13 protein-coding genes and 1 pseudogene are annotated in these 16,641 nt (G+C 63.2%); 3 read left to right on the top strand and 11 right to left on the bottom strand.

The window, feature by feature from the left end; all coding sequences use genetic code 11:
* A pseudogene (locus tag ACMO6A_RS00595) lies at positions 1–531 on the bottom strand (LuxR family transcriptional regulator); the annotation flags it as partial.
* 213 nt (positions 532–744) lie between these two features.
* Here ACMO6A_RS00595 and ACMO6A_RS00590 point away from each other — a divergent pair.
* On the top strand, positions 745–2,418 hold the full coding sequence (locus ACMO6A_RS00590) for an FAD-dependent oxidoreductase (protein WP_009305987.1): 1,674 nt from the start codon (positions 745–747) through the stop codon (positions 2,416–2,418).
* Positions 2,419–2,465: 47 nt separating this feature from the next.
* On the opposite strand, the gene ACMO6A_RS00585 is transcribed toward ACMO6A_RS00590, so the two are convergent.
* The 6 genes from ACMO6A_RS00585 to ACMO6A_RS00560 all read right to left on the bottom strand — a co-directional run bounded on the left by ACMO6A_RS00585 (position 2,466) and on the right by ACMO6A_RS00560 (position 7,928).
* Positions 2,466–2,999 (bottom strand): cysteine hydrolase family protein, encoded by a 534-nt coding sequence (locus ACMO6A_RS00585; RefSeq protein ID WP_009305986.1) that lies wholly within the window; start codon positions 2,997–2,999, stop codon positions 2,466–2,468.
* Complete coding sequence (locus ACMO6A_RS00580; RefSeq protein WP_009608177.1) at positions 2,996–4,273, bottom strand: HD-GYP domain-containing protein; 1,278 nt, start codon at positions 4,271–4,273, stop codon at positions 2,996–2,998. Before ACMO6A_RS00580 ends, ACMO6A_RS00585 begins: the two co-directional genes overlap by 4 nt.
* A gap of 83 nt (positions 4,274–4,356) precedes the next feature.
* Entirely contained in the window at positions 4,357–4,917 is a 561-nt protein-coding gene (locus ACMO6A_RS00575; RefSeq protein ID WP_009305984.1) for an NAD(P)H-dependent oxidoreductase, read from the bottom strand.
* 13 nt (positions 4,918–4,930) lie between these two features.
* The gene (locus tag ACMO6A_RS00570; protein WP_035584217.1) at positions 4,931–6,013 is read right to left on the bottom strand and encodes a C40 family peptidase; all 1,083 of its coding nucleotides are present in this window, start codon (positions 6,011–6,013) and stop codon (positions 4,931–4,933) included.
* A gap of 199 nt (positions 6,014–6,212) precedes the next feature.
* Positions 6,213–6,890, bottom strand: a complete 678-nt coding sequence (locus ACMO6A_RS00565) for a TetR/AcrR family transcriptional regulator (protein ID WP_035584220.1) — start codon at positions 6,888–6,890, stop codon at positions 6,213–6,215.
* A gap of 75 nt (positions 6,891–6,965) precedes the next feature.
* The gene (locus tag ACMO6A_RS00560; protein ID WP_009305981.1) at positions 6,966–7,928 is read right to left on the bottom strand and encodes a DUF5692 family protein; all 963 of its coding nucleotides are present in this window, start codon (positions 7,926–7,928) and stop codon (positions 6,966–6,968) included.
* A 216-nt stretch (positions 7,929–8,144) separates the two neighbouring features.
* Here ACMO6A_RS00560 and ACMO6A_RS00555 point away from each other — a divergent pair, with 216 nt between their 5' ends.
* On the top strand, positions 8,145–9,116 hold the full coding sequence (locus ACMO6A_RS00555; protein ID WP_009305980.1) for a hypothetical protein: 972 nt from the start codon (positions 8,145–8,147) through the stop codon (positions 9,114–9,116).
* 451 nt (positions 9,117–9,567) lie between these two features.
* On the opposite strand, the gene ACMO6A_RS00550 is transcribed toward ACMO6A_RS00555, so the two are convergent.
* The 3 genes from ACMO6A_RS00550 to ACMO6A_RS00540 all read right to left on the bottom strand — a co-directional run bounded on the left by ACMO6A_RS00550 (position 9,568) and on the right by ACMO6A_RS00540 (position 12,467).
* Positions 9,568–9,870 carry a YerC/YecD family TrpR-related protein gene (locus ACMO6A_RS00550; RefSeq protein WP_009607988.1) on the bottom strand — a complete coding sequence of 101 codons (303 nt, stop codon included), beginning with the start codon at positions 9,868–9,870 and terminating at the stop codon, positions 9,568–9,570.
* Between the two features lies 1 nt (position 9,871).
* Positions 9,872–11,455, bottom strand: a complete 1,584-nt coding sequence (cimA, locus tag ACMO6A_RS00545) for a citramalate synthase (RefSeq protein WP_418470645.1) — start codon at positions 11,453–11,455, stop codon at positions 9,872–9,874.
* Between the two features lie 88 nt (positions 11,456–11,543).
* Positions 11,544–12,467 carry a branched-chain amino acid transaminase gene (locus tag ACMO6A_RS00540; RefSeq protein ID WP_009305975.1) on the bottom strand — a complete coding sequence of 308 codons (924 nt, stop codon included), beginning with the start codon at positions 12,465–12,467 and terminating at the stop codon, positions 11,544–11,546.
* Positions 12,468–12,758: 291 nt separating this feature from the next.
* Between ACMO6A_RS00540 and ACMO6A_RS00535 the strand changes: the two genes are divergently transcribed.
* Entirely contained in the window at positions 12,759–14,147 is a 1,389-nt protein-coding gene (locus ACMO6A_RS00535; RefSeq protein WP_227101014.1) for a helix-turn-helix domain-containing protein, read from the top strand.
* A gap of 614 nt (positions 14,148–14,761) precedes the next feature.
* Here the strand turns inward: ACMO6A_RS00535 and ACMO6A_RS00530 are convergent.
* Positions 14,762–16,641: carbohydrate-binding domain-containing protein (locus ACMO6A_RS00530; RefSeq protein ID WP_418470644.1), on the bottom strand; the 1,880-nt coding region annotated here is incomplete at its 5' end.

The following is a 16,641-nucleotide window of genomic DNA, read 5'->3' as shown; positions in this document are numbered from 1 at the left end:
GTACAGCACGAACAGCCCGCCGGCCGCCACCGGCAACGCTCCCAGCAGCACGCGCGCCACCTCGCCCGAGAACAGCGCGAGAACCATGGTCAGCAGCCCGGACAGCAAGCAGGCGGCCGCGAATGCGCAGGCGGTGCGACGCGCGCCCAACGGCACGAGCCGCTCGCCCCAGAGGACCAGCAGCAGCCCCGTCGCCACCCGGTACAACACGAGCGCGGCCAGCGCCAAGCCGTCGTCGGCCAAGGGGGAATACAGAAGAAGCCAGGTAGCCGCCGCCGACAAGAGGGCGACCGTAACCCGCACCGCGCGAAGGTCGCTCACGCGCAGCGCGCCGCGCACCCGGTACAGAACGACGATGGCCAGCATCGCCGCAGCCTCGACGGCGTACGGAAGCGGCGCGAACATGGAAAAGCTCACGAACCGGGCGACGGGCATGCGCTGGACTTCCAGCACCATGAGCGCGCATGCCAACCCGACGACCGCCCAGCCGATTCCGGGCGTTCGCGCGAAAAGAGAACGAATCGAACCCATAAGACCCCTTCCTCCCTGCCTACGTTTATATCAGAAAACCAGGATGAGATGCCTCCCCGCCTGCAACTTCATACCGTTTGTAGGAGGAAAAACCCGCCCTCGCTTGGTAGCTTCGAACAAGCTTGGATGCAGGCCGAGGGCCGCCCATCCCTCCCATGCGGCGCAAAGCCCGCATCCAAGCGCGCACGAGCATCAAGGAAAGGAGAGGGAGCAATGGAACTGAATCGTCGAGACTTTCTGAAGGGGGCGCTCGCAACCGGCATCGTCGCCACGGGCGCAGGGCTTGCAGGCTGCGCGCCTGCCGCTTCCGACGCCAAAGTCGAAGAGGCGGCATCGAGCTTTCCCGAAGGGCTCCAGGCGAGCGACTTCGAGGAATCGCCCGTCATCGTCGAGCCCATCACCGACATCGCCGAAGAGAAGACGTTCGACGTCGTGGTGGTAGGCGCGGGAACGGGCGGCGTGCCCGCCGCGCTGAGCGCCCTCGAGGAGGGCGCGACCGTCGCCGTGCTGCAGAAGGAGTCGAAGCCCATCGCCCAGGGCGGCACCTGCTCGGGCGTGCTGCTCGACCAAAGCGACGAGCAGGGCGTGATGAACTACCTGCAAGGTTACCTCGAGGACTGCCGCTGGCGCGCCGACCGCAAGCTGGCAGAGACGTACTGCAAGTACTCGGGCGAGGCCATCCGCTGGACGCAGGTGCGCACGGCCGAAGCGGGCTTCCCGCCTTACACGGTGCGTCCCACGGCCGTGACCGAATACGAGGACGGCAGCAAATGCGCGCGCCGCAGCATCATGTTCGGCCCGAAGCCGTACAACAACGGCACGATGGTGGAGCATTTGGCCGAGCTGGCCGCCAGCAAGGGCGTGGAGTTCTTCTACTCGACGCCGGGCGTGCAGCTGGTCACCGACGAATCAGGAACCGTGACCGGCGTGATCGGCAAAAGCGGCAGCTCCTACATCAAGTTCAACGCCACGAAGGGCGTCATCCTGTCCACCGGCGACTACCAGAACAACCAGAGCCTCGTGGAGCGTTATTGCCCCGACGTGAAGGAGTTCGACCGCAAGCAGAGCAACAAGACCGGCGACGGCATCCTCATGTCCATGGCCGTGGGCGCCGGGTTCGTGCCCGTGGGCCACTCCCACATGATGCACGACTTCGACTCCGGCCCCATGTTCGACGAGCCGTTCCTGTTCGTGAACGAGGACGGCGAACGCTTCATGAACGAGGACTGCGTGTTCGAGGAAGTGAACTGCGTGCTGCGCAACCAGCCGAAACCGGGTTGGTATTCCCAGATCTTCGACGACGATTACGTCGAGCAGGTCACGGAGTGGGGCGGCAAGCCCACCGACAAGGAAAAGATCCAGGTGTACATGCCCGACGTGAAGATGGACCGCTCGGCCGAAAGCGGCGCGAACGTCATCGAAAGCCTCATCGGCACGTATTGCTGCGACACCTTGGACGAGCTTGCGGCGAAGCTGGAGATCCCCGCCGATGCGCTCAAGAAGTCCGTCGCGCGCTATAACGAGATGGTCGACGCCGGGTTCGATGCGGACTTCGGCAAGCAGGCGAAGTACCTCAAGAAGATCGAGAAGGCGCCGTTCTGGGGCATCCATAAGCACGTGCGCGTGTCCGCGCTGTGCGCCGGCGTCACCGTGAACGAGAACTACCAGGCGCTTCGCACGGACGGCGAAGTCATCCCGAACCTCTGGGTGACCGGGTTCAGCGCCGGCCAGCTGTGCGGCAGCCCCGACTGGTCGATGTACCAGGGCGGCATGTCGGCCGGGCACTGCATCATGACCGGGCGCATCTGCGGCATCCAGGCAGCCACCGGCGGCAAGCTGGAATCCAAGAGCCCCGTCACGGAAGCCGACGTGGAGGCGTTGGCGTAAACGAAAGTCCGACAGCTGTGGCGGCCCGACGGCCGCCGCAGCCTCGGTTAGCGGTTGGTCACTTGGACCTGCAGGCCCTCCAGCACGTCGAGGGCCTTCTCGTTGAGGGAGTCGTCGAACGAAGCGGTGCAGGCGGCGTCCACGATGACGGGCACCTCGGGGCAGGCCGCTTTCGCCAGCACGGCGTTCGAGATCACGCAGATGTTGGACACGAGGCCCACCAGCTCGATGCTCTTGAACGGCGGCTGCGCTGCGCGCAACCATTCGAACAAGTCTGCCGAACCGAACGAAGGCTTCTCGAACACCTCGTCCGTCGGACGGATGAGCTCGGCGATGCGCCCGTACAGCGCGTGTCCGGGCGCGCCCTCGATGCAGTGCTCCACCGGCAGGTTGCGCCCTTCCTGGGTTTCCAAATAGTCGCAACGATGCGTGTCGAACGTGAACGCGATCACGTCGGCCGCGCTGCGGTACTCTTCGATTTTCGCGGCTATGGGCTCCTCCAGAAGCTCGGCACCGGGAAAGCCCAGCGATCCGTCCACGAAATCGTTCTGATAGTCCACTACGATCAACAGGCGCTTCATGCGCTTCTCCCCTCGTTTTCAGCTTGCCACCTTTTCAGTTTTCCCAGCATCAGCGCATAAGCGCTCTGCACGCGCTCATACGCGGCAGCCACTGGCTGGCACGCTGCGGCGACCGACAACATGATGGCATCGTAGTCGCGCGTCATGGTCTCGACCACGATGCAATCGATCTTGCCGGTCTCGACGTGCCAGGCCAGCAGCTCGAGCACCTTCTCCTTAGGATACGCCTTCTTGTAGCTACGCGTGCCCACAAGCGCGCTCACGATGTCGGCCACGGCTATGATGCGGTCGGGCATGGACAATTCAGCCGCATGAAGACCGCGCGGATATCCCGATCCGTCGAGTTTCTCGTGATGGCGGGCAGCCGCCTGCAACAGCACGGGCTCTATGCAACCCTCGAGAATATCCTCGGTCAGCTCCACGTGCGTCCGCATGACCTTCATTTCCTCGTCATCGAGCTTCCCCGGCTTCTCCAAAATGGACAGCGGAATGCCGATTTTGCCCACATCGTGCACAAGCGCGCTCGTGTACACGCGAGCAGCCGCGCGCTGGTCGCCGATCAGGCGCAACGCCAACTCATAGGCAACCCATGCCGTGGTCACCGTATGGGTGACGGTATGCCGGCTGCGAAAATCGATGACATGCACGAGCATGTCGAGGAACGAAGACGCCGAGCCGGTACCGTCCGGATCATCCACGATATGCGAGCGGTCAGGCTGTTTCACACCGCTCCTCAGACGAGCGAGCACGTCGAAACGCCGCTGCGCCTCGAAAAACAGGGCGACCGCCTCGGGCGAGAACGCGCCAGGTCGCGATGCAGCCAGCAGACGCTCTACCTCGACGACATCCGCTTGAGGACGCTCCAGCAGCAACACGTCCACCCGGTCGGCCACATGCACGGCCCCGGCCAGGAATTTTACGTACGGATCTTGGTCGGTGAACCGATCGTAAGGCAGGTGGTGGTACAGGATCACGTCCGCATAGGCGCCGAGCGGCGTAAGCTCTTTGAAGAACAGATATCCGTAAAACGAGTGCTCCCACACGCTTTCCGTTTCAAACGCCACCATACGGTCGATTTCCTCCGTGCGATAGGCGCCTACATCGTGCAGCAACGCCACGAGGTACGCTGCGCGGCGCTGCGTTGGATCGGTCACGCCCTTCGCTTCCAGCATGGCATCGAGCACCGCGGCCACCCGCAACCCGTGGTCGACAAGTCGAGGATCCACGCAGTTGAGAGCGCGCTGCACCATAATGGATACCGCGATGATGGACAAGCCGTCATCGAACCCCTCGGGATGCGAAAATCGGGACCGACGAGAAACCGTCGGTCCCCCTGCATAGGTTTTGCCGGACTCGCTCAATCGAGTTTCGCCATCTGGGCACGAGCCTTGTCCATCTGCTCCTGGACGTCGATGCCCACGATGTCCAGCCCCTCGGCCGCCACGAAGCGGACTTCGGGAATGCCGAACATCTTGGCGATGCCAACGATGTACTCGTAACCGAAGTTTGCACCCTCTACGAAGCCGCCGCACGTGGTGATGTACGTGATGCGCTTCGCTTTGCAGATGCCCTCGCAGCGCGCGTCCTCGGTGTAATGGAACGTCAACTCGCACACGCTGACATGTTCAAGGTACGTTTTAAACGCAGCCGGAAACGAAAGATCCCAGTACGGCACACCGATGACGATGTCGTCGGCTTCCGCGAACTGGCGCGATAGGCTGAAAATGGGATCGTCCCACTCCCCTGCCCTCTGCTTCTCCGTACGGTACGCCACACGATCGGCGTCGAACGGCTTGAGATCGAGCGCCGCAACGTCAACCTCCACGACGTCGTCGAAGCGCTCCAGGTATTCGCGGCACAGCGCGAGCGTGCGCGATGCCTCGCCGCGCATGCACGCGTTCACAAACAGCGTGGTCACTTGGTTCTCCTTCTTATGCGAATCGGAGCGCATGCGTAAACCCGGCCCAGCTCAGCGGATCGGTATCGCGCACGCGCGCGCCAAACGTGGGGGCGTGAACGTAGTGCGTGCCCCCGGCATTGCAGGCGATGCCAGCATGTCCGTTGTACCCGTCGCCGTAGCTGATCCACAGCACATCGCCGGGTTGCGCTTCGGAGACCGGCAAACGCGCGGCGGCGGCATAGTACATCGACTCGGTCTGATGGGGCACCGAAATACCCACTTGAGCGTATGCCCACGTCACCAATCCGGAGCAGTCGAATTCGTTCGGACCGGCGGCACCCCACACGTAGGGGCAGCCGATGCGCGACAGCGCGTAGTCCACCACCGAGCCCTGGGACGGGATGGACGCGCTCGGCGTGCTGTAGGCGTACGTGCGCTTGACCTCGGCTGCCGCAGCGGCAGCTTCGGCAGCACGTGCCGCTTCCTGTTCCTGGACCAGCAGCGCCTGAGCCTCGGCGTCAAGCTGTTGCAGCGTGGCTTCCAGCGTTTGGATGGTCTGCTCTGCCTCAGCTTTGATGCGCGCCGCCTCTTCGGCTTTTTCGGCAGCGATACGCTCTTGCTTTTCGAGTTCGATCTTCGCCGCCTCCACCTCGGCGCGCAGGTCTTTCGTCTGCTGCACCATCGCGGCATCGTTGTCGTTGATATCGTTCAGCAAATCCCAGCTTGTGGCGAATTCCTCGAACGTCGTGGCTCCCAAGATGACGTCGAGCGCCGTGGTCTGGCCGCTGCGATACATACTGCGCGCCCGCTTGCTCAGCTTGTCCTGCAACTCGGCGATCCGGGCGTTCGCTTCGTCGATGCGCGCCTGGGCGTCGGCAACGGCTTGGACGGCCGCTTCGTGCTCGTCGAGCGCTTTGTAATAGTTCTCACCGGCGATGGTCAGCTGCTCCTGCATCTCGTTGATGCGAGCGCGAACGGAATCGGCCTCGGCGAACTTGTCTGCGGACGTGGGCTCGGCAAAAGCGAGCGTCGGCCGCAACAGCGTGGCCGCACCCAGGGCAGCCGCGCCAAATATAAACGTGCGGCGATCGAGGCCGCGCGTGAAATCAGTCATGCAAAACCTCCTCGAATCCGCCGCGTATGCCTCATGCTTGACTCTCATGCTCGTATTTTGACGATTCGGCACCGCAGCGAACAACGAATTCGCAACAACTATAGCACGACCGGGTAACGGTCACGCGATCTCCACGCGCTGAACGTAGTCGCAGATGAATACACGATTTTGGCGTCATCTAAAAGAACAGGGGAGGTGCCTAAACTGATGCGCTGTCCTGCCGCTTGGCCGAGGCATCCAGCGCAAGCGGCTCCATGTCGAGGTGCAGCGTCTGCTCCACCACCTTCATGAGAGCCTCGTCGCTGATGTCGGGGTCGATCTTCACGAGGCCTACCAGCCCGAAGATCACCACGCAGAACATCTCGTATACGAATTCGATCTCGACCTGATGGTACTCGGCGTATTCGACCAGCACCCGACCGCTCAGGCAATCCACCGTCTCGCGCACCGCGCGCACGTCGAAGGCGTCGCGCACGCCCAGCTCCTCCAACACGCGAATCATGGGCCGAAGCCCGTTCGCGTCGTACAGTGCACGGCGAAACGCCGCGATGCACGACCGCAGCGACCCTGCCGTGTCGCCGAACACGCGCGACTCGTTCCACACGAGCACGCTTTCCACGAGGTCCTCCACATAATCGTCGATGACCGCATCGATGACGGCTTGCTTGTTCTCGAAGTAGTAGTACACCAGCTCGCGCGTGACGTTCGCCTCGGCGGCGATGTCCTTCACCGTGGTCTTCCCCACCCCGCGCCGTTCGAACAACGTGCGCGCCGCCAGCATGATCTCGCCCGCCGGGCCGCCGAGCCTCCTGCTTTCGACCGCAGAACGCTCGCGCCCCGGCGGGCGGATTCCCTGATTCTCTTTGTCGAGCCGCATCGCGCCCTCCTGCGTTCAGGCGCGCATGGACGCCGCGCGCAACGATTACGCTTGGCGTCCATTATACGGGGTTCTCTAGCGGTTTGCCTCTTCGAGCTCCTGATACGACTTCGTGTCGGCGTACAGCTCGTCCTTGAGCGGGTTCAACTTGAGCTTGCGGATCTTACGGAACTGGTACGCCGCCAACGCCACGTTCGACGCAAGCGCCAGGAAGCTGACCGCGAAGAACGCCGTAGGGTTGTGCGTGGTGGGAATGGGCGCCAGCACATCGGCGAACTGCGGAACGGTCATCACGAACATGATCCACAGCGCCAGCGTCTGCGCGCGATGCTGCAACCAGGCGCCCTTCTTGATGAAGAACGTGGGGATAGTGCACGCCAGCAGCAGCGCGAGGCCGGCGTAGGCCGAGTGGTCGGAGATGCAGTTGTACGTATAGGCGAAGTTCCACAGGTCGTAGGCGATGATCCACGCCCAGATCATGTCGGGCCAGATCATGTCCTTCGACGAATCCTTCGAGATGAAGATGCCGAACCAGCCGCAGATGGTGACGATGTTGAGGATACCGGCAATGCCGTTCATGATGTTCCAGGGACCCGACATAGTCCACAGGTTCTCGACCACGCCGCCTTGCCACAGGCCGAAGCTGAACACCTGGAAGTCGCGAACGACGGCCTCGGCGATGTTGACGGCCAGGATGAGCGGCGGAAAGCACAGCGCCCAGCGCTTCTCGTACAGGTGGTGCGTCGTGCCGTCCGCGCCGCGCCACTTCACGAAGCGCAGCGCCATGAAGCCCAAGCAGCCGGCAAGTGCCGAATATGTCTTCACCCAGTTGAACCACGTGCCCGTGCCGTACTCGTTGCCGGGAGCCGCCGTGATGGGCCACACGAAGACGGTCAGCACGATGGGAACAACCGCGAACAGCGCGATGCCTGCCCACAGCGACGTGCGTCCCAACTCGTTGAACGCCATAAGCGCGAACAAAATGAACAGCCAAATGACCCAGTACAGCGGGTCGGCCGCTTGGTACAGAATACCCATGATGAAGCCCCCTTCGCTCCCTCGTTTCCCGCCGTTGCCTGGCGGCAGTTCGGACACATGGCCCTCGTCCCATCGACGACGCACAGCGCCTTGAAGCGAGTATACGAAGCTCGGGCGTGGAAGTCTTTCACATCAAGAGGTCGTTTGTGAAAGAAGCGGCACCACCCCCGATGATAGACTGACAATAATAGCGCTACCTGGGGAAAGGGGTTTCTCATGACCGTGCCCGTCTGGATCACTCCCATATCGATGGTCGTGTACACCGTTCTGCTCATGCTGCTGACCGAGTTCATGCGACGGCACTATCGAACGTCCATGTGGGTGTGGGTGGTGTCGCTCGTCACCATTCCGCTATGGATCATCAACATCCCCGGAGACGATTGGTTCCGGTGGGCGAAAAACCTCTCCGTCATCCTGCCGCTCATCTTCGCAGGTCTGGGCCGCATCGCCGCCGTGCAGCAGAAGGACACGCCGTTCTGGCGGCTCATGCGCAAACGCTGGGTGCGCTGGACGCTGTACGGCATCGTGTTCTGCAACATTGCCGAGGCCACGCTGCGCGACATGCAGATGGGCAACATGATGAACGCGCTGGCCGGCTTCATCCTGTGCGTTACCATGCCGTTCGGCGACAAGTACTGGAAGTACGACACGTCCAGCCACGGCGAGATCCTGTCCTACACCGTCCCCATGTGGAACTTCCTGTACACCACGTGGAACGCGTGCTTCGTGTACGCCGAAGGACACGAGTTCTTCGCGTCCACCTGCTGCATCCTGGCTGCGGCCGAGCTGTACCCCATCATCATGCGCCGTCCCGAGCTGTACATCACCGGGCGCATCTACACGCTGGGCGCGCACCTCTTGCTGCGCAGCTGCTTCCCGCTGCTGTTCCCCACCATCATGAACTCGGCTGCATGGTTCAGCCCCGACGTGATGTACTGGTGGGGCATGGCGAACGGCATCATCGGCATCCCGTTCGTGTTCTGGTACTGCTACCAGCTGAGCTCGGGGAAGGCGCCCGTGACGTTTAGGCGCGGCAAGGCGCGCACAGCCTACATCGAGGGCCGTGCGAACGGGACGATCGACGAGTACGGCGATCCCGTGGCGCTGCCGGCGAGCGGGTCGAGCGACGGAAGCGCCGCGAAACCGCCCGCAAGGCCGGACGAGGACGCGGCGCCCGTCGCCGGGTGACGCGAGCCATTCCGCGCGCCGCAAGGTTCCATGTCATGGACGCAAAACGGCACCCATGACAATCCGACGCAGCAATCCCATGTCGTGGGCGCAAACGGGCACCCATGACAATCCGGGAGGGCGAAACGGCGGCCGCCCCCGCAGAGCAACTAGAGAAACCCCAGGTGACAGAAAATCCTTCCGCCGCCTGGGGCTCTTTTCTGCTCGCAAAATTGTCATGGGTGCCCGTTTGCGCCCAAATGCAGAATTCCGAAGCCGGGACGACGGCGGGGAGGGAGGGATTCCGCGCCCCAGCTTCGGAAGAGGGTGGGTTTACGCCTTCAGGAACTCCGCGACGTTGTTCGCGGCCTCGCGGCCCGAGTTCACCTGGTTGCCGAACGCGTGAGGCGATCCGTGACGGGAACCGGGCAGAATCGAGCTTGCGGCAGGATTCCGGAAGCAGGCGACCGCGCTAGCGGCGCTTCTTCTCGGCGTCGTCTAGGGCGTTCAGGGCGGCGTTGTAGCCGCCGGCACCGTAGCTCAGACACTTCGACACGCGGGCGATGGTGGTGGCCGACGCGCCGGTGGCCTCTTCGATGGCGGAGTAGGACTTGCCGGCATCCAACTGGCGCGCAACGGCCAGGCGCTGGGACGTTTCCTTGATCTCGCGAATGGTGAACAAGTCCTCCAGCAGGGAGAAGATCACGTCTTCGTCGTCAAGCGCCGCGAACACGCGCAGGAGGTCTTCGACTTCGGGCGTTCTGAGATCGCTCATGCTACTCCCCAATCCGCATCAGGCCGTACTCGATCGAGTCGACCAGCGCATTCCATGATGCTTCGATGATGTTCTCCGACACGCCCACCGTACCCCAGCTGCCGCGCTTGTCTCGCGTGGTGATGACGACTCGCGTGATGGCGTCGGTGCCCACGTTCTCGTCGAGGATGCGCACCTTGTAGTCAACCAGCTCGATGTCGGCCACTTCGGGGTAGAACGCCACGATGGCCATGCGCAGAGCGTTGTCGAGCGCGCCGACGGGGCCTGCGCCCTCGCCCGTGGCCACGAAGCGCTGGTCGCCCACGTGGATCTTGATGGTGGCTTCCGACATGGCGTCCTTCGCCAGCGCGCCGGTGTCCTCGTGGTCGTCCACGATGACGCGGAAGCTCTCCAGCGTGAAGTGCGGCCGGTACGCGCCGAGATGCCATTGCAGCAGCAGCGCAAGCGAGCCGTCGGCCACCTCGTAGGAGTAGCCCACCGCCTCGCGGCGCTTGATGTCGTCGAGGATCTCCTGCGTCTTGTCGGGGTGCTGGGCCAGATCGATGCCCAAGTTCTTCGCCTTCGCGATGGGCGATGCCTTGCCGGCCAGCTCGCTGACCAGCATGCGCTGCGTGTTGCCCACCGCCTCGGGACGCGTGTGCTCGTAGGCCTCGGGGAAGCGCGCGATGGCGCTGGCGTGCAGGCCGCCCTTGTGCGCGAACGCCGACGCGCCCGTGTAGGGATGGTGGTTCGGCACCGATAGGTTGCACGTCTCGGCCACGAACTGCGCCACGCTGGTCAGATCGCGCAGCCGCTCCTCGCCCACGCAGGTACAGCCCATCTTCAGCTCGAGATCGGCGATGACGGTGAGCAGGTCGGTATTGCCCACGCGTTCGCCGAACCCGTTCACCGTGCCCTGCACCTGAGTTGCGCCGGCGCGCACAGCGGCAAGCGAGTTCGCCACAGCGCAGCCCGAATCGTTGTGGCAGTGGATGCCCAGCTGCTGGCCGGGCAGCTCGCGCGCGACCGCGGCCACGACGGCCTCCACCTCGTGAGGCAGCGCGCCGCCGTTCGTCTCGCATAGGTCGATGGAGTCGGCGCCCGCCTCGCTTGCCGCGCGCGCGCACGCCATCGCGTAGTCGGCGTTCGCCTTGTAGCCGTCGAAGAAGTGTTCGGCGTCGAACACCACCGTGAGACCCTGCGCCTTGAGGTAGGCCACGGAATCGCGGATCATGCGCAGGTTCTCGTCGAGCGTGGTCAACAGCGCGCGCGTGACCTGCTCGTCCCACGTCTTGCCCACGATGGTGACCACCGGGGCGCCGCTGGCCACGAGGTCGGCCAGCCCGCGGTCGTCCTCGGCGGCGACGTCCTTCTTGCACGTTGAGCCGAACGCCGCGATGCGCGCATGCTTAAGCGGCATCTCCTGCACGCGCTGGAAGAACGCGATGTCTTTCGGGTTCGATGCCGGAAACCCGCCCTCGATGAAATCGACGCCGAACGCGTCCAAGCGCTCGACAATGCGCAGCTTGTCCTCAAGCGACAACGTGATGCCCTCGCACTGCTCTCCGTCTCGCAGCGTGCTGTCATACGTGAGGATTCGATTCACAGAGGCGCTCCTTCGCTCAAAAAGCGAAGCCCTCCGGCCGGCCGCAAGCAGCGGACGGCGGGGGCTTCGCGACATACCAACCTATGACTTAGATCTCAGTCAGCCATTCCGAGTACTCTTCGATGTTGCCATAGCACACGGCGAAGAAACGATCCTGCAGCAAGCGAGTGATCTCGCCCGGCTTGCCCACCACACGGCCGTCGACGCTGCCGATGGGCGTGAGCTCGGCGGCGGAGCCGGTCATGAACACCTCGTCGGCGATGTAGAGGTCGCTACGGGTGAGGCTCTCCTCGATAGCGGGGATCTCCAGGTCGTCGGCCAGGCACAGCACCGTGTCGCGCGTGATGCCCTCCAGCAGTCCGTCGGACAGCGGCGGCGTGGACAAGATGCCGTCGCGCACGACGAAGAGGTTCTCGCCGGTGCCCTCGCACACGAGCCCCGCCTCGTTCAGCATGATGGCCTCAACATAGCCGTGCTCTTTCGCCTCGAGCTTAGCCAGGATAGAGTTCATGTAGGAAGCGGTGGCTTTAACCGCAGGCGGAATGGAGTTGTTCGTACGCTGGCGCCACGACGACACGCCCACGGCCACGCCGTTGTCGAGCGCACCGTCTCCCAGGTAGGTGTCCCACGGCCACACGGCGATAGCCACGTCGGTGGGGGCGCCGGTGGGATCGACGCCCATCACGCCGTAGCCGCGGTACACGATCGGACGGATGTAGCACGACGGCAGGTTGTTCTTGCGGATAAGCTCGATCGTCGCGTCGCACAGTTCGTCCACCGAGTACGGCAGGTCGATCAGAGAGATCTTGCAGCTGCGATGCAGGCGCTCCATATGGTCGCGCAGACGGAAGACGTAGCTCTTCTTCGTCTCGGGATTCTGGTAGCAGCGGATGCCCTCGAACACGCCGGAGCCGTAATGCAGCGAGTGGGACAAGACATGCGTGGTAGCCTCGGCCCAGGGGATCATCTCCCCGTTCTTCCAGATGTAATCCACTTCGGTGATGTCTGCCATGTTCGCATCCCTTCTTGCATGGCGCCCGGCCCCAGCCTGACGTGCGGGTTCGTTCCTTATTCGTTCGCCCATTGTACTCCAATCGGCTAAAGCGCGCGAAGCTTTCCGGCGAAGGGTCACCGATTCGACGAAAGGAGCAAATCCTTCGGGACAAAACCGCGCAAGTGTTCCATACGACCGTCAGGCACCTCCAGAAAATGTTCCGATTAAGGAATATTTTTTCTACAGCATCTGAGAATTATTTATTCTTTGTTTGGTATAATTTTAGGAAATGAACGGATGGGAGGAGTCATGTACACGACCAAGGAAGCGGCGCAGCGTTTGGGCATCAGTATGAGACGCGTGAACGCGCTTGTAGCGTCTGGAGATCTCGAGGCCCAGCGATTCGGACGATCTTGGATGCTTGACGAGCGCTCCGTCCACGAGCGAGCCGAGCGGGGCAGAACCGCAGGCCGCCCGAAGATGAACGAGAAGAACGAGCGCAACCTCGCCCCGTTCACGCTGATGAATCGCAACCATCCGGTGCTCGATTTCGTGTACAACCGACGCACGCGCGAAACGGCCGATATCGTGCCGCGCGAAGGAATCGCCTGGAAGCCATTAGGCATCGGCCTTCGAGAGCGAACGCCGAACCGATACGATTTAGCTGCATGGATCGCCTCACGCTCCATTCCCGATATGCGTCCGAACCTCGCCCCCGTGTTGCGCGAGCTGGCAGCCCGACATGGCATCGACCTCATGTTCGATTCCTGGGGACTCAATCTGTCCGATCAGTATTGGTTCAAGCCCGTTGATATCGACGTGGACTGGCATGACGTCAATTACTTCGAAAACGGTTACGAAGAAGCGCTGGGCGAAACCTTGCTCGGCGGCTCTGCCCCTGCAGGAACCTCGACCGCCCGCATAACCCACTCGCCCGACACCGCCACGCCTGGCATGCTGTCGAAGACATGGATTCACCGCGACGGAACGAACCTCCTGGTGAAAAGCGGAACGGGCAACGAGAACCGCGAGCCGTACAACGAGCTGTTGGCAACCAAGCTGCTCGCACGGCTCCTGGACGATGAAGACTTCGTTGCATACTCGCTGACCGAGCGGCACGGGCGCGCCTATTCGACGTGCCCAACCTTCATAACGTCCGAAACCGAGCTCATCCCCGCAGCCGATGTGCTTACCGCCTCCGGAGTGACGGAGGGGCGCGACCTCTATCGCGGATACCTTGAAGCCGGGCAAGCGCTGGGCGTGTCGAACCTCGGACGCGCCGTGAGCAAGATGATCGTTGCCGACCATCTTATGGCGAACTTCGACCGCCATACGCACAACTTCGGCTTGATGCGCGAGGTGGAGACCCTCGATCGGTATCGGGTGGCACCCCTGTTCGACAACGGATGCGGGTTTTACAGCCGCGCGACCACGGACGAGCTGGAGCATGGGCGCTACTTGTGGGAGGCCCATCCGTTTCGCCCCTATCCTTCTCAGCAGCTGGCGCTCGTGGAGGACCTGTCGTGGTACGATTCGTCCTCACTCGACGGGTTCCTCGATGACATAGCTGACGTGTTGAGTCTCAACGCCCAGCTTGACGAGCGCTTCATCGAAGCCGTCCAACGTCAGACCGCCAAGCAGATAGAAACGGTGAACGATCTGGCCGCAGAACGCCGGCTGCTGTTTCCCGGACGATAACGCTTCCGCAAGGAGATCGGAACTACGAGGCGAAGCCCAGGATGCGGATGCATGGTCGGAACCTGCAAGCCCGCTTCGACGCCCTTGCAGGTTCCGATCGTAAGATTATCGCGGAATAGGCCTACGTCTTGCTCATGGCATCTTCGACGGCGGCGATAATCGCCTTGCTGGTGGTGGCCCGAAACCACATCGAATCGATCACGCAACAGATATGCGCGAAGCCATGATGTTCGAAGGCTAACCCACGGGATTTCCGAAATCCCGCACTACTAGAGATGAGCCAGCGATATGCGATAACGCAGACAAAGAGCCAGCTGTTCCTGAATTTCACACACCTGCGAACGACAAATGCAATCGGCTACCAACGGTTCGACCTTGAAAAATCTGGCACAAATTTACGGGTTGGGCAGAAGCGATTGGGGAAATTGGGCGGAGACGTTTTCGCGACCAGGCGTTTTGCTATTTCTTGCGATTCACGTCCTTACTCTTTCTGCAAAATCTTTGCCATACCCGTAAATTCGTGCCAGAATCGAGGAGGCAGACCGACGACCTCGCGCCAAAAACGGCGACCTCGACGAACACTCCGTCGGGGCCGCCGCTGGAACGGGTGCTGGCTACGCCGCCGCTCCGCCGCCGAAGCCGCTACCCGCGCCGCCGCGCATGCCGCGCTGGACGTCGCCGCCTTGGCCGGCGGGCATACCGCCGCCTCCTGCGCCGAGGCCGCCCATGCCGCCGGATGCGGTGGTTGACGCGGCGATCTCGGTGGTGGAGCCGCCCTCCACCGTGCCGGAGTCGGTGTAGCCGTCGGCGTTCGCGCCGGTCACGGTGCCTCCGATGACCAGCGAATACGTGCCGCCTTCGACGAACGCGGGGCTGGTGGCCAGCACCATGCCGAACTGCTTGGCCGCCGTGAACGAGGCGACCACCGTGCCGTCGGAGTCTACGACGGCCACGTTCTGGCCGGCCGAGCCGCTGACCGCGGCGAACGCGAAAGGCTGCTCTCCGCTGGTGAAGTTCTGCGCCATGCCGTTGGAACCCACCATGAGCACCGTTCCGCCGGTCACCGTCGCCGTCAGATCGTAGTCGAACGCTCCGTCGCCGTTGCTCGTGGGGCCGCAGACCAGCAGCACGCCGCCCGTGATCTCCACCGAGCCGTTGCTGTCCACGCCGTCCCCTTGAGCATCGAGCACGGTGTAGCCGCCGTTGATCTGGATGAGGCAGTTTTCGTCGCCCATGCCCATGCCGCCCGCGCCGCCTTCGGCGAATGCATTGTCGGGCGCGCCGCCGTTGAGCTCGCGCTCGTTGGCGCCCTCGCCGTTTCGCTGCGGAGCGCCGGACGGCGGCGTGCCGCCCGTGGCATCGGGAGTCTCCGCGCCTTCGGGCAGTTCGGGAGCCTCGCCGTCCATGCCGTTCACCCCGTCCGGAGGCGTCATCCCGTCGGGAGCACCTTCAGGCGCCTCCATGCCGTCGGGCAGCGTCCCGCCCTCGGAGCCGGGCGCCTCGGCCGACGCATCGGCCGCAGCGTCGGCACCGTCGTCGCCGAGATCGGCGGCAGCCGCATTGATGGCGTCGTCGCTGGCCACGATATGGGTGTCGCCGCCGTTGATGTACAGCTTCTCAGCTTCGTAGCCCTCGTAGCACGCCTTCACGTTCACCGTGCCGTCGTCGATAACGAGCTTCGTCTCGGCATGGAAGGCATCGTCGCCCGCTTCGATATCGAGCGCGCCGCCCGCCAGCAGGCCCTCGAGGTTGGAGTGCAGCGCGTCGTCCACCGCAGCGATGGAGATGTCGCCACCCGCGATACGCAGGTAGGTTTGCGCATGGATGCCGTCGTCGCCGGCCTCGATGACGAACGTGCCGCCGTCGATGGACACGAATCCCTTCGTGGCTTTCGTATCCTTGTTCGACTTGATGCCGTCGCCGCCTGCGATCAGCGTGAAGTCGCCGTCCGCGATCTTGACGCAGTCGCGTCCGCGCAGCGCGTCTTCCACCGCGTTCACCACATAGGTGCCGCCCGTGATCACAAGGTCGTCCTTCGAGCACACCGCATGGCGGTACGCGCTGGTCACCGTCAAGGCTCCCGTTCCGTTCAACGTGAGGTCGGCACGGCTGAACAGCGTGGCGTACGGCTCGTCGGAGCCGTCTTCGAGCACGTATTCCGCGCCGTCGGTGAGCGCGTTCTGCGTCCCGTCGGCCAGCGTGATGAAGCACTTGTCGGCCTGCTTCACGTACACGGCGGGCCCGTCCTCGTTGTGGATGGTCGCGCCCGCAAGGACGATCTGCACCTTCGCGTCCTCAGGCGCTTCCACCGCCAGCTGCCCGTCGTCGAGCGAACCCGACACGACGTAGACGCCTTCGGTAGAGATGGTCACTGTAGAGCCGTCAACTGTCGCGCCATCGCCCTCTACGCTCGCCGACCCTCCGCCCAACACGATATGCACGGCGGAAGCATCGTCGTAAGAAGCATCCGCATCGCGCTTGCTGTAGTCGAGAT

Origin of the sequence: Eggerthella sp., assembly GCF_048329335.1 — a bacterium.
GTDB lineage: Bacteria > Actinomycetota > Coriobacteriia > Coriobacteriales > Eggerthellaceae > Eggerthella > Eggerthella lenta.
The sequence above is the reverse complement of the archived record's forward strand: the minus strand, read 5'-3'. Positions and strand labels throughout refer to the sequence as shown.

Bases quoted from the DNA above. Each gene is read 5' to 3' on its own strand.
- ACMO6A_RS00590 (WP_009305987.1), top strand. From the start codon at position 745: ATGGAACTGAATCGTCGAGACTTTCTGAAGGGGGCGCTCGCAACCGGC.
- ACMO6A_RS00585 (WP_009305986.1), bottom strand. From the start codon at position 2,999: ATGAAGCGCCTGTTGATCGTAGTGGACTATCAGAACGATTTCGTGGAC.
- ACMO6A_RS00570 (WP_035584217.1), bottom strand. From the start codon at position 6,013: ATGACTGATTTCACGCGCGGCCTCGATCGCCGCACGTTTATATTTGGC.
- ACMO6A_RS00565 (WP_035584220.1), bottom strand. From the start codon at position 6,890: ATGCGGCTCGACAAAGAGAATCAGGGAATCCGCCCGCCGGGGCGCGAG.
- ACMO6A_RS00560 (WP_009305981.1), bottom strand. From the start codon at position 7,928: ATGGGTATTCTGTACCAAGCGGCCGACCCGCTGTACTGGGTCATTTGG.
- ACMO6A_RS00555 (WP_009305980.1), top strand. From the start codon at position 8,145: ATGACCGTGCCCGTCTGGATCACTCCCATATCGATGGTCGTGTACACC.
- ACMO6A_RS00550 (WP_009607988.1), bottom strand. From the start codon at position 9,870: ATGAGCGATCTCAGAACGCCCGAAGTCGAAGACCTCCTGCGCGTGTTC.
- ACMO6A_RS00540 (WP_009305975.1), bottom strand. From the start codon at position 12,467: ATGGCAGACATCACCGAAGTGGATTACATCTGGAAGAACGGGGAGATG.
- ACMO6A_RS00535 (WP_227101014.1), top strand. From the start codon at position 12,759: ATGTACACGACCAAGGAAGCGGCGCAGCGTTTGGGCATCAGTATGAGA.